General features: G+C 39.2%; 13 protein-coding genes. 8 read left to right on the top strand and 5 right to left on the bottom strand.

Going from position 1 to position 12,308, the window contains the following annotated elements:
- Positions 1-502 precede the first annotated feature (502 nt).
- The 5 genes from A3835_00255 to A3835_00235 all read right to left on the bottom strand — a co-directional run bounded on the left by A3835_00255 (position 503) and on the right by A3835_00235 (position 5,231).
- Positions 503-2,095, bottom strand: a complete 1,593-nt coding sequence (locus A3835_00255; protein ID ORI10793.1) for a mobilization protein — start codon at positions 2,093-2,095, stop codon at positions 503-505.
- Between the two features lie 35 nt (positions 2,096-2,130).
- Positions 2,131-2,472, bottom strand: coding sequence for a hypothetical protein (locus A3835_00250; protein ID ORI10792.1), 342 nt, complete (start codon positions 2,470-2,472; stop codon positions 2,131-2,133).
- Between the two features lie 366 nt (positions 2,473-2,838).
- The gene (locus A3835_00245) at positions 2,839-3,126 is read right to left on the bottom strand and encodes an addiction module toxin RelE (GenBank protein ORI10791.1); all 288 of its coding nucleotides are present in this window, start codon (positions 3,124-3,126) and stop codon (positions 2,839-2,841) included.
- Positions 3,116-3,367, bottom strand: coding sequence for an antitoxin (locus tag A3835_00240; protein ID ORI10790.1), 252 nt, complete (start codon positions 3,365-3,367; stop codon positions 3,116-3,118). The genes A3835_00245 and A3835_00240 overlap by 11 nt, the downstream gene beginning before the upstream one ends.
- 82 nt (positions 3,368-3,449) lie before the next feature.
- On the bottom strand, positions 3,450-5,231 hold the full coding sequence (locus tag A3835_00235) for a site-specific recombinase (protein ID ORI10789.1): 1,782 nt from the start codon (positions 5,229-5,231) through the stop codon (positions 3,450-3,452).
- Between the two features lie 658 nt (positions 5,232-5,889).
- On the opposite strand from A3835_00235, the gene A3835_00230 reads away from it, so the two are divergent.
- From A3835_00230 to A3835_00195, 8 genes are read left to right on the top strand one after another with little or no spacing between them, the layout of a single operon-like run.
- Positions 5,890-6,528 carry a hypothetical protein gene (locus A3835_00230; GenBank protein ID ORI10788.1) on the top strand — a complete coding sequence of 213 codons (639 nt, stop codon included), beginning with the start codon at positions 5,890-5,892 and terminating at the stop codon, positions 6,526-6,528.
- Positions 6,528-6,905, top strand: a complete 378-nt coding sequence (locus tag A3835_00225; GenBank protein ORI10787.1) for a hypothetical protein — start codon at positions 6,528-6,530, stop codon at positions 6,903-6,905. The genes A3835_00230 and A3835_00225 overlap by 1 nt, the downstream gene beginning before the upstream one ends.
- On the top strand, positions 6,902-8,413 hold the full coding sequence (locus A3835_00220) for a hypothetical protein (GenBank protein ORI10786.1): 1,512 nt from the start codon (positions 6,902-6,904) through the stop codon (positions 8,411-8,413). The genes A3835_00225 and A3835_00220 overlap by 4 nt, the downstream gene beginning before the upstream one ends.
- Positions 8,410-9,120, top strand: coding sequence for a hypothetical protein (locus tag A3835_00215; GenBank protein ORI10785.1), 711 nt, complete (start codon positions 8,410-8,412; stop codon positions 9,118-9,120). Before A3835_00220 ends, A3835_00215 begins: the two co-directional genes overlap by 4 nt.
- A complete protein-coding gene (locus A3835_00210; protein ID ORI10784.1) occupies positions 9,098-9,760 on the top strand; it encodes a hypothetical protein in 663 nt (220 codons plus the stop codon). Before A3835_00215 ends, A3835_00210 begins: the two co-directional genes overlap by 23 nt.
- Positions 9,729-10,433: a hypothetical protein gene (locus A3835_00205; protein ID ORI10783.1), complete on the top strand. Its 705-nt coding sequence runs from the start codon at positions 9,729-9,731 to the stop codon at positions 10,431-10,433. The genes A3835_00210 and A3835_00205 overlap by 32 nt, the downstream gene beginning before the upstream one ends.
- Positions 10,411-11,373 (top strand): hypothetical protein, encoded by a 963-nt coding sequence (locus A3835_00200; protein ORI10782.1) that lies wholly within the window; start codon positions 10,411-10,413, stop codon positions 11,371-11,373. Before A3835_00205 ends, A3835_00200 begins: the two co-directional genes overlap by 23 nt.
- Positions 11,370-12,305, top strand: a complete 936-nt coding sequence (locus tag A3835_00195) for a radical SAM protein (GenBank protein ID ORI10781.1) — start codon at positions 11,370-11,372, stop codon at positions 12,303-12,305. The genes A3835_00200 and A3835_00195 overlap by 4 nt, the downstream gene beginning before the upstream one ends.
- Positions 12,306-12,308: the final 3 nt, after the last annotated feature.

Here is a 12,308-nt window from a genome sequence, read left to right as displayed (position 1 = left end):
TAGCTTCTTGCTTTTTAAGTTTTAATTAAAGTAACCATAAAATAATTGACTATCCAAATTTATCAGTCAAAATAAACAAGTGACAAATATGCCAATCACAAAAATTACAAAAATTTACTTTTACTAAGTCATTCTTTGGTGGGACTGATTTAATTCCAGTATGCGCCAAAATTCAATTCAGATATTAGGGCGAGCATACTCTATGTAGCTACAAAATGTTACCATTTGCATCTCCATAGAGGCTCGCAAGGATAGCTTGCCGCTCCCTTGACCCACGCTTAAAAAATATTTTCTTTATTAAAGTGGCCATGCAAGATAGGCTTTTTTAATAAAAGCTTAAGTTGATTAAAGGCAGCCATAAGAACAAAAATAATTAGACTAAATTATTTTTTATGATCTACAAAATATATTTTAGTATATTTTTAAAATGGCAACGTAACAAATAATGTTTGGAAGTAATAAATGAGATGATTATGTAATAAACTTAGTAGAGTCTCTACGTTTAAAACATATCTAGACTTTGAGTTTTTTCCTTGCATACATCACCCACATGGTGATATATGCTGGCTTTTTGGGAGTATTCACGCTCCTCTATAAATTCTCTACATATTCTTGTAGCATCTTGTGCTCTATCTGTAAGCTCTCGTATTCTTCTCTCAAATTTTGGAATTTTTCTTCTAAATTTTCTAATTTTTCTTCCAAGCAAGATATTGAACTCTCGTACATATCTCTTTGTTGCTGCAAAGATTCCGTTAAGGCGTCGTTGCAATCTTTGTTCAAGCTCTTGACTTTCTTTGTTAGCTCTGTCACATTTGTCTGTAATATCGCGAGCTTCTTCTCGCAGTCTTGTTGCAAATTCATTGTTTCTAATTCGTGCTTGCTCCTTTCGTCTTCGATCGTCTTCGTCAAGCGCTCGTTCTCTTCTAGCAATGCTTTCTCTAATGCTGTCATCCTCTACTCCATTTTCATTAATATAAATTTCCTGCTCTCGTTCTCTATTATCTCTTTGTCTTTTGGAATCGATATGTAATACTCCCTCTGGGTCTTGTCCGCAGTAGGTTGGCTGTATCTCCATTGTTTTGGTATCGTCCAAGCTACTTCTTCCTTTAATATCATTGCGTGCACTACCCAGCCAATTGCTATTCCCAAAATTAGTGCGGTAGCCGCTGATAGCGAGATTATCACCGATCTGTCCTTGTGATGCAAGGATATTGTTTTTTGAAGTTCTTTCGACATATCTTTCTTGATTAAATCTATCTCTTTTAGCAATAAGCTCCTCAAGTTTTCGCCTATTTTCTCTGCACTCTGCTTGTGTATTTCTATCATGGAATTCTCTAATTCTTCTGCTTGAGCTTTGGCTGAGTTCTCCAAGTCTTTGAGCACTGGTGAAGTCTGCATCGTATATTCCTCCTTTTAGACGATTTTTTGTTTTTTTAGTAGGCAGTATGATCGTTATGCCTTTTTTGTTGATCCTGGTTATTTCGATACCATTTTGTTTAAGAAGTTCAATCATGTGGTCTCTATTTTTAATATAGCCTTGCTTAACCAGATCGTGCAACTTTTGGTCTAGCTCTTCTAAATTTTTATAATGATTGATGTTTTTCTTGCTAGACAATATAGTTTGCTCTTTTGCTGGATCATCTGGACTTGATAGTCCATACTCATCGTTAATGATCTTTTTGATTAGATCTATTCTCGTTTGATCATATTTGGCAAAATAAGGATTAAATGACCTGTCTGTTTCAAGATCTATCTTAGGGATAAGGAAATTTAACTCAAGCCGTCCATCCTTGTCTGAGTGTTCTACCCATAATACATTTGTACGTTCAAGCATATATTCACCCAAAAGAGCATATTCAAAATCCTTAATAATTTTTAGTTTTTGCTCTTCAGTTAAAAAGTCATGCCTCTCTTCAAATGATAAAACACCAAAACAGGTCTTTTGTTTATAGGTGATGCCTTTTATAATAGCTCTAGTTAAATTTTCATCACCTTTTATAACTCTTGCTGTTCCAGCAGCTTTTCTCTCATTTAAAAGATAATTTATGCTCCCAAGGCCACCACCAGTATAAGTACGAAGAAATTTAACTAGCATCACTAGTGCCTTTATTTGTATTGATACAAGGCGAATCAAGAAACATATTTTTTACCCAATATTTCATAAATTTTATGTAAGATCTTATTATCGTCGGCTATGATCTCAATACCAACTCTATCTAGGCTTTGCCCACTATTTAATTTGGTGGCTATTTGGTTTATGTTTTGTCCTTGTCTAGATAGCTCAATTAGAAGTTCCCTTATAATTGGTGCATAAATCTGCTTAGACAACATAGCTCTTAGGGCAAATTTTGAGAAAGTTAGGCCACTTTCTTGTAATTTATTATTAATCACCAACCATTCTGCATTACTTAGCCTAAGTCTTTTAGTTATGACTTTGGTTACCTTGCGTTTTTTTATCTTTTCAGAACTCACGTAAATTTACTCCCAATCTAAGAAGAAGCCACTCAAAAAATCCTATGCCATAAAAATTTTTGTCAGACTTGCTCTTTAAATATCTTTTAAGGTTATTTTATAAAATTTCACAGCCTAAAACAAGGAATTCGGTAGGCTTCAGGCCGCTAAAATGCGTGTTTTTTAAAAATACTATGAAATATATAATATAATTTTTGTAGCTTCTGGATTTTCTCTTAAAAATTTAGTCTAGTATGAAATTAAGAAAATAAAATAATAAAAATATAGGGGTTATGCTCATCATAAAAGAGCACTTTAGATAGGACAAGCTAATAACATAAAATTAGTTACTAGCAAATCACAGATAACTAAAGTCTAGCTTTATGCTTAGTTAAATTTATCCTTTAGCATCTCGTATACTTCGTTGTTCTCTCTTTTGCCGACAACTAGCACTAACACTACTATCTCACTATCTTTTACCTGATATGCCAAGCGGTAGCCGACATCTCTTAACTTGATCTTATAGACATATTCGTAGCCTCGTAGCTTGTCCTTGGCAACCTTTGGGTTTTCTAGACGCTCACTTAGCTTCTTTTTAAACTGCACTTTTATGCTATTGTCTAGCTTTTGCCACTCTTTTAAAGCGCCTGGTAAGAACTCTAACTCATAGCTCATCTAAGCTTACTTTTACTGGTTTTTCACCACTTGCTAGAGCAGCATCTACTGCTTTACTTAGATGATACTCTTCTATTATCTCTGCCATTTTTTCATAGACAGAGCTGGGTACTAGATAGGCACTAGGGACATTGTGGTTTAGTATAGCTACGACATTATCTCCAGCTTGTTTTAAAATTTGAGCTGGAGACTTTTTTAGCTCACTTATGCTAGCTGTAAAATTTGCTTGTATAGTTTGCATTTTTATCCTTTATTTAATACCTAAAATAATACTAAATAAGATATAAAGATAGTCTTAAAAGTTTATGCTTTGAAATTTATCCCTACTCATTATCATACGATACCATCTCTACTTTAGCCTTTAGTGTGTTTGCATTAATAGGCTTGGCATAAGTGTTTAGTAAAATTTTATACTGCTTTTCATGTCCTACTATCTGGGCTATAAGGTTAGCTTCTACCTCGCGTTGCACTAGATAGTCTATAAAGTAGTGCCTAAAAGAGTAGAAGGTCTTTTTAGAGTCTTTGTCTATAAACTTTCTTTGGATCTGGCTTCTAAAAATTTCAGAGAAGTCCTTATTGCTTACCTTAAATATATTTCCGCTTTTCTTGCTATTAACATATTCTAGCAGACCTAGATCTATGAGCTTACTATGAATAGGCACAAACCTAATGCTGTTTTTGGTCTTGGTGGTTTTACCATCATTTGTGTTTATGTTAAAGCAGTAAATCCCATCTTTTAAAGCTATATCTTCCTTATGAAGCTGTGTGATCTCTTTTATCCTCATGCCACTATAAGCAGCTATCATTGTGACGTAGTAGAGCTCACTAGCCTCTATCCTTGAACTTGGTGATTTACCACTTTGTTTGATACTAGTTACTATCTCAAAGATCTTTCTAGCTTCTGATGCTTCGTATGGAAGCACTGCCCTTTCGCTAGGGTCTATGTCTATCTTGACATTCATTTTTGCAGTTATGCTTTTACTTATATAGCCGCTATCAAAGCAGTAGTTAAAAAACTGAATAACCCTTATCATATATTTTTGGATAGTAGGCTCAGAGAGTTTATCGTCATTTTCTCCTAGCTTAAGTATCTGAGATAAACTTTTATCTTTATACCTGCTCTTTTGAGCTAGCTTAGTTGGAATTTTATAAAGAAGATCTCTAAATTCAAGCAAGTTATCTCTTGTGATCCTATAAACTGGCGTATCTTCGTTAAAGTATAAAAATAAGAGCTTTTTTACGCCAGTAACTAGTCTTTGCGTATCTGGCGACCACTTGTCAGCTCTTTTAGTGTTTGTCTCAAATATCTCGAATGCATCCTTTAAGCTCTTTTGATCTTCTAAATTTAAAGCTGAGAATTGATTGCTAGAGCCAGATGCCACTTGCAATGCTTGCCTGATCTCATACTCTTGTGTTACTTGGGCGCTAGGATTAAAAATACTAAAGCTACTATCGTCATCTAATTTTATCTTGATATTTTTTGGTGGATTTGGATCCAATATGATATCTTCCATGCTTCTATGGCTATTCTTTGTTCTTACTAGCTTTAAATTTGAAGTTGAGCCATACTTTTGATCTAGTATGGCATAAACCGTTTCGCTAATCCTCTGAGCCATAGCCTTAAGCTGTCCATCCGTAATAGGCAAACAACCGCTATCTTCAAGCTCTTTTATATTTTCTTGGAATGAAGCTATGTCCTTAGCGTCAAACGAACTAGGTTTGGCATGTTTGGCTAAGTTATCACTAGAATCATCTTCAAGGAAACAGTGCTCACGCTTGTCATCAAAGAGCACACTGCTCTTCTCAAGCTTTGATACAAGATAGTTAAGTGTTAGTATGTTTTTCTCTAAAAGAGTTTGCCCTATGTTCTCTTTATTCTTGCTACCAAGAGCGCCAGCAGTGTTAGTGATATTACTTATATCCTTAATTAAAATTTGAGGCAGACCGCCATCTATCAAACTTTGTTTAAAGTAGTCATTGAGCGCATTTAGAAATTCTACATCCATCTTCTTATTAAGAAGAGAGTGCTCTTTGATGCTCTTACTAAGCTTTACTTTCATAAACGAATTTACAAAAGATTGGATTATGCTATCACCAAGATTCATGTGAACCGCCCTTTTTATCAAGTAAAGATTGTTGTCTAGAATTTTAGCCCTTTTTCTGGCTTTTTCCAAGAGATTAGTGGATGTGGAGAAGCAAATTTCTCGCTTTTCGTTAAAAAATTTTCTAATGCTTGGAGCAAGTGTGGCTCGGTAGTAATATATACCGTTTCGCTCCCTTAAGTGTTGTCCCATATTTAATAGCCAACCGGTCAAAAATGGAACAGTTTTATGTAACTACTAAGTAAAAATCGTCTAAAGTGCGTATTTCAGGCTTTCAGGAGCTCATATAAAAAATCCTCATAAGCCGGAGGTCGGGAGTTCAAGTCTCCCACGTGACACCAAAACACCCTATTTTAGGCACTAGCAGTGATGCTTTTGTTCTTTCCCTTTCTTTAAAATTTCCTTTAAGAGTGGAACACTTAGTTACCAAAGTGGGACAGCCTCTTAAAAATCCCAAAATTATATCTCATTTACACTTCTAAAACAATGAAAAATACCAATTTTTGCACATTATGAACAAAATGTCATTTAAACAATTTTTTATTTTAAACAAAATATAATTCAAAAATATTTTTTAGGCGAGGTTCGCCTGCAACATTTACAAATTCTCTAAAGTTTTCGTAAATCAAATTTCAAATTTTCTTCACAGAAAGGCACTAATATGTTTAAAAAAGCTATTTTTATGGCTATTTTTAGTCTGTTTTTTACCGCAAGCGTTCAAGCTAGCGACGATCAAGTTGGCGTAGTAAGCGCTCAAAATCCGATGGTAGTAGATGAAAGCGCCAAAACTATCACTGTTTTAGCCAAGGTAAATGGCAAGTATTTTACTGAAAACACTCGCCACGCAGTAGTTTTCAAAGATGGAAGATTTGGCGATAAGCCTGTGTTTATCGCACTTGCAAATCAAAACGATTTCTACCAAGCTATGAAAAAAATAGGCGCCAAACCAGGCAACAATATGACTCTAAAAAATGGCCCTGAAACACACGTCGAAGGCGACAAGATCAAGATCGAAGTAACATGGAACGGCGCACCAAAAAGCTACGACATCAACGAAGTCATCACAGATAGTAACGGCAAACAAATCGACATGCGTTTTGGCGGCAACGAAGCGACCGCAAAGAGCTTTAACACAGGCTGCATCGCTTGCCTAGATAGCTGCTCAGTCGGCATCATCTCAAACCACACCTACACTCACGGCGCAGTTGAAAAACGCAACGAAGTCGTATTTCACGGCAACAAAGACGTTTTACCGCCTGATGGCACATTTGTAGCTATAAGCTTTAGGGTTGCAAACTGATGCAAGCTTTTAGAGCCTTGTATTACGCGTTTTGCGCTTTGCTTTTAGGGCTTAGCGCGGCGCTTTTAGTCTCGCTATCAGTTTGGCTCGAGATGCGCGTGCACAACCGCTATATCGTGGCTGGATTTTTCGTAGCGGGGCTACTTTATGGGCTCTTTCAAAAGCGCACGGCTGTTTTTGCGCTAATTTTTAGCCAAAGTTTGCTATTTTTAGTCACACTTTGGCTTGGCAAGCAAGAGCTACTCTTTTATCTCATCAAAGAGAGCTATTTAGAAATTTTAACTCTAGCTCAAGTGAAATACCTATTTTTGGGAATTTTAACCTTTCTAAATATCTTTTTTCTATTTAAATTTACCGCCACAAAGGGTAAAATTTGAAAAAAGCGCTGATACTTTTTACCAGAGCTCCGATCGCTGGCAAGACTAAAACCAGGCTGCTTGACTTTTTGACGCCACAACAAGCGGCAAATTTGCATAAATTTTTACTAAAAGATATAAACTCCAAGCTTCAAAAGCTAAAAAACGTCAAAATTTTCATCTTTTTTACGCCAAGCGATAAGGCTAAAATTTTAGAGCAAATTTTGGGCGAAAAGTATGAGTTTATCCCTCAAAGAGGAGGCTCACTAAGCGAGCGAATGCTTAATGCCTTTAAACATGTAAAGACGCTTGGATATGAGCAAATTTTACTAATCGGCAGCGACATTGTAAATTTCACTACCCAAGGCTTTAATAGCTATTTTAAAGCACTTAGCAAAAACGACGCCGCTATCGCCCCTACGCTTGACGGCGGATACTGCGCGATCGCTCTAAGAAGCGCCAGCCTAAGAGATGAGATTTTCTCAAGCGATTATTCTTTAAGGCAGAGCGTATGCGATGGAGTTTGCGCTAAATTTGAAGAGCTAAATTTAAGCTACGTCAAATTTAAACCGCTTCGCGACATCGATACGAAAGAGGACATTTTCGCTTACGTCTTGGGCGTGCGACCAAGCGCTATAAAACCCCTTGCTAGCGGCGAATACAACATAAACTACAAATTTCGCAAAGGCGGACAAAAGGTATTTCGCATAAATACAAAGTCGCAAATGGCGCTTGAAAATCAAATAAAATATGAATTTGATGCGCTTAAAATTTTACAAAGCTCAAAGGTCACGCCAGCGCCGTTAGAGTACTACGAGCCAAGCCCGCTTTTACCGCGAGGGGCGATGAGTATGGAGTTTTTAAAAGGGCGCGCGCTAAGATACGAGAGCGATCTTGAGACGGCAGCTAGTTTGCTAGCTAGCGTGCACACAGTCAAGATCCCGTCAAATCACAGCCTAATCACTGCGCAAAAGCCATTAAAAGCGATGTTTGAAGAGTGCGAAAAGATGGCTAACATCTATCTTGACTCAAATTTAGCCCAGCCAAAAACCGCTGAGATGATCGAATTTTTCTTAAAAATAGCAAAGAAATTTGACCTTGAGCGCGAGATAGAGGAGCCTTGTATCATAAATACCGAGCTAAACTCTTCAAATTTCATCATCGGTAAAGAGAGCTCATACATCATCGACTGGGAAAAGCCGATAATTGGCGAGCGTGAGCAAGATCTGGCACATTTTAGTGTGCCAACGACCACGTTTTGGAAGACGGACGTGATATTTAGTGCTGATGAGATAGAAAAATTTATAAATTTATATGAAAACTACTCGAAAAAAATGATAGATAGGCGAAAATTTAAAGAGTATTTTACGATGACTTGCTTGCGAGGAACAAGCTGGTGCGCGATGGCATTTATCGAGTATAACGGTGCTAGAGCCATTAAAAACGAATACACTTTTAACAAGATAAAAGCCTATCTTAGCGACAAGTTTTTGTCGAATTTACAACAATATTTTAAGGAATTTAGATGAAAAAATCCCAAATTTTTCTCCTAGTCGCCGTCGCGATAGTCGCGTTGGCATACTTTTTTATCCCTGCGGTAAACAAGCAGATCACCGACTCAGTCGTGATGCTTAGCAAATTTGACCTAAATGAAGTCTATGCATATTTGCAAAGCTTTGACAAGACTACGGCAGCTTGCGTGAGCTTTTTTTTGATGGTGCTTCAAAGTATCATGGCGCCAGTACCTGCTTTTCTCATCACGCTTTCAAATGCGATGATATTTGGCTGGGTCTGGGGCGCTGTGCTATCGTGGAGCTCGGCTATGGTGGGCGCTGCGCTTTGCTTTTACATAGCACGCATTTTAGGTCGCGACGTCGTTGAAAAGCTAACTGGCAAAAAGGCGCTTGCAGCTACGGACGAGTTTTTCACGAGATTTGGCAAGCACACGATCATCGTCTGCCGTTTGCTGCCGTTTGTGAGCTTTGATCTAGTAAGCTACGCAGCAGGGCTTACATCGATGAGATTTTGGGGATTTTTCTGGGCGACTGGTATCGGCCAGCTTCCTGCGACGATTGTATATTCGTATTTTGGCGGCAGTTTGATGGGCGGTGGTAAAATTTTATTTGTGGGTCTTACTATACTATTTGCCTTCTCGATCGTAGCCTACGTCGCAAAGAAAATTTTAGATGATAAAAAGGCTAAAAAGGCGCAGCTTGAAGCAAACAAGGCTGCTTAAATTTGCTATCATCGCTGCGATCATGCTCGTGGCTGTATTTTTGATGCAAAAGATCGGCGTTAGCGAGCTTCGTGAGCTCATCGGCGAGCATGTACTATTTGCTCCAATGATCTATGTCCTATGCTTTGCTATCTTGCCGATATTTTTGTTTCCAGTGCCGGTTTTGGCTGTCGTTGCAGGTGCGGTATTTGGGCTATTTGCCGGCAGTTTATACACCATAATAGGCGCGATGATAAATTCCGTTTTGATGTTTTATATCGCAAGATTTTTGGGATTTCGCGCCGTTAGCGACTTCACGCAAAACTCAAAGAGCAAAATTTTAAAAACACTTGGCGAGCCTGGCGGTAAATTTAGCCTGATTTTGATCCTTCGCCTAATGCCGCTAGTGCCGTATAATGCCCTAAACTACGCATGTGGCGTGATGAACGTGAGCCTGCGCGACTACGTGGTGGCGACCTTTGTAGGCATCGTGCCGGCAACTTTTATAATGGTAAATTTGGGTGAAAAAGCCCTTGATATGCGCTCAAACGGCTTTATCATAGCCTGCGTTTTGATGGCGGCGCTTGTGGTACTTTCTAGCTGGGGCGCAAAAAAGATAAGAGCAAAACGTGGCGATCTCGGTAATAACGCCGATCTATAACGAGCCGTGCGAAAATTTGGAGCGTTTTTGTGCTCTTTTGGCAGCTCAAAAAGGTGAATTTGAAGTGATATTTGCTGATGCTAGCGAGCCAAATTTCTATGAGAGCAAAAATTTTGATTTAGCACTAAATTTGAACAAAATTTTCACGCCTGAGAGATTTAAAATTTTACCTTGCAAAAAAGGCAGAGGCACGCAGCTAGACGCTGGGGCGAGCGTAGCTAAATTTGAGAAGCTTCTCTTTTTGCACGCTGATAGCGCGTTTTGCGATGAGAGGGCGATTCTGGCCGCTGAGAGGGCGCTTGATCGCTGCAAGGCTGGCTGCTTTAGGCTTAAATTTGATGAGAGCGGAGTGCTTTTAAATTTGATCGCGCTTTGCTCAAATTTACGCGTAAAGCTTAGAAATATCGCGTTCGGCGATCAGGGGATTTTTATACGAAAAAGCCTTTTTGACGCAGTTGGCGGCTTTGAAAATTTAGCTATTATGGAGGATTATAAACTAAGCATGAAGCTAAAAAGATCTGGTGTGAAATTTTCTCAGCTAGGACAAAATATAGTGACAAATGCGCGTAAATTTAGGTGCGAGGGTGTCATAAAAACACTCATAAAAATGCAAATTTTGCAGTATAAATTTAGAAATGGAGCTAGCGCTGATGAGATCGCAAAAAGTTATTAAAAACCCGCCAGAGCTTTGCATAGAGTGCGGAGCGTGTACGAAACACTGCGAGTTTTTGACCAAATACGATATAAATTTGCTTGATTTTTCAAAGCGAAAAGATCTCGCATTTAGCTGCTTTTTGTGCGACGAGTGCTACAAGGTCTGCCCAAAAGACATCAGCGGCAACGAGATCGCGCTAAAGCACAGAGAGCAGATAAAAAAGCCGTTTCGCTATCTAAATTTCTTAAAATCGCCCTATCTTTACGCCAACAACTCGCCCAAAAAGAGCCGCGAGCTAATGTTTTTTGGCTGCAATTTCCCAGGCTTTTTGCCTAAAACTACACGAAAGATCATCGAAATTTTGGAGCCTTTAGGGGTTGATTTTAGTATAGACTGCTGCGGCAAGCCCCTTTTTGAAGCAAATACAAATTTTGACAAGACAAAGGCACATCTAAACGAGCTTTTTACCGCAAAGGGCGTAGAGACGCTCATTTTGGCCTGTCCAAACTGCTACCATTTTTTAAAAGATAAGGTGGATGTCAAGATAAAAACCATATACGAGAAATTTGAAGAGCTTGGCCTAAACCGCGAGATCACAGAGGAGGCACACATCTTTTATCCCTGCCCTGAGCGCATCCACAAGCCTATTTTTGAGACCTTTAAAAAGTACGTGCCAAATTTCAAAAATAGCTTTAAGGATGTAAACTGCTGTGGGTTGGGCGGGCTTGCTAGAAGCAGCGAGCCGCAAATCGCCGCAGGATATCCGCAGGCCATCAAGGATAAAAATTTACCAAATCTCTACACCTACTGCGCCACTTGCTGCGGAAATTTCGCCAAAAACGGCGTGCAAAACATAAAACACTTCGCCACGGTGATGAGCGGCGTAAACGAAGCGCCAAACACCGCTTATCTAAAAAACGTACTTAGTTTAAAATTTTATAAAAGGAGTAGAAAATGAACTTCACAGAGCGTATAGCACCGCAGATCAAGCATACTGATAAAATTTCAACTATCCAAGTAAATCTAGGCAAGATATGCAACCTCGCCTGTTCGCACTGCCACGTCGAGGCTGGGCCAAAGCGCACGGAGACGATGAGCAAGGAGACTTTGCAGGCTGTTTTGGAGGCTATTAGCGCACATAAATTTAGCACTCTTGACGTCACTGGCGGCGCACCTGAGATGAACGCGCACTTTCGCTGGTTTATCGATGAGGCCGCTAAGATCACGCCTCACATCATCGTGCGAACAAATTTGACCATACTACTTGAAAATGGCTACGAGGATCTACCTAAATTTTACGCAGATCACGGCGTGGAGCTAGTCGCTAGTCTGCCTTGCTACACCGAAGAAAACGTCGATAAGATGCGCGGGCGAGGCGTATTTGATGGCTCCATAGAGGCGCTAAAGAGGCTAAATGCACTAGGATACGGAAAGGGCGGAAATTTGGTGCTAAATTTAGTCTATAACCCGGGCGGTGCATTTTTGCCAGGCGATCAAGCTGGGCTTGAAGCGGACTACAAAAGAGAGCTAAAAAGCGCTTTTGGTGTGGAATTTAATCATCTTTTTACAATCACGAACGTGCCGATTGGCAGATTTAGAAGATCGCTTGAAAAAAGCGGTAAATTTGAGCCCTATATGCAGCTTTTAGAAGCAAATTTTAACCCAAATGCTGCACAAAATATAATGTGTAGAGCGCAAATTTCAGTTGGATATGACGGAGCCCTTTATGATTGCGATTTTAACCAGATGCAGGGGCTTAAGGCGCACGGCGCAAAGGATATATTTGAGCTAGCTAAAAGCGGCGAGCTTGGTAGGCAGATTGTCTTTCGAGACTACTGCTACGCCTGTACAGCAGGTGCTGGGTCGAGCTGCTGCGGCACACTAGCCTAAATT

This window comes from Campylobacter concisus (assembly GCA_002092835.1).
Lineage (GTDB): Bacteria > Campylobacterota > Campylobacteria > Campylobacterales > Campylobacteraceae > Campylobacter_A > Campylobacter_A concisus_K.
This window is presented reverse-complemented; position numbering and strand designations above follow the sequence as displayed.

What these genes read in the sequence shown, in the direction of transcription:
- A3835_00255 (ORI10793.1), bottom strand. Translation starts at nt 2,095, where the DNA reads ATGCTAGTTAAATTTCTTCGTACTTATACTGGTGGTGGCCTTGGGAGC.
- A3835_00215 (ORI10785.1), top strand. Translation starts at nt 8,410, where the DNA reads ATGAAAAAATCCCAAATTTTTCTCCTAGTCGCCGTCGCGATAGTCGCG.
- A3835_00225 (ORI10787.1), top strand. Translation starts at nt 6,528, where the DNA reads ATGCAAGCTTTTAGAGCCTTGTATTACGCGTTTTGCGCTTTGCTTTTA.
- A3835_00235 (ORI10789.1), bottom strand. Translation starts at nt 5,231, where the DNA reads ATGAATCTTGGTGATAGCATAATCCAATCTTTTGTAAATTCGTTTATG.
- A3835_00195 (ORI10781.1), top strand. Translation starts at nt 11,370, where the DNA reads ATGAACTTCACAGAGCGTATAGCACCGCAGATCAAGCATACTGATAAA.
- A3835_00240 (ORI10790.1), bottom strand. Translation starts at nt 3,367, where the DNA reads ATGCAAACTATACAAGCAAATTTTACAGCTAGCATAAGTGAGCTAAAA.
- A3835_00245 (ORI10791.1), bottom strand. Translation starts at nt 3,126, where the DNA reads ATGAGCTATGAGTTAGAGTTCTTACCAGGCGCTTTAAAAGAGTGGCAA.
- A3835_00230 (ORI10788.1), top strand. Translation starts at nt 5,890, where the DNA reads ATGTTTAAAAAAGCTATTTTTATGGCTATTTTTAGTCTGTTTTTTACC.
- A3835_00200 (ORI10782.1), top strand. Translation starts at nt 10,411, where the DNA reads ATGAGATCGCAAAAAGTTATTAAAAACCCGCCAGAGCTTTGCATAGAG.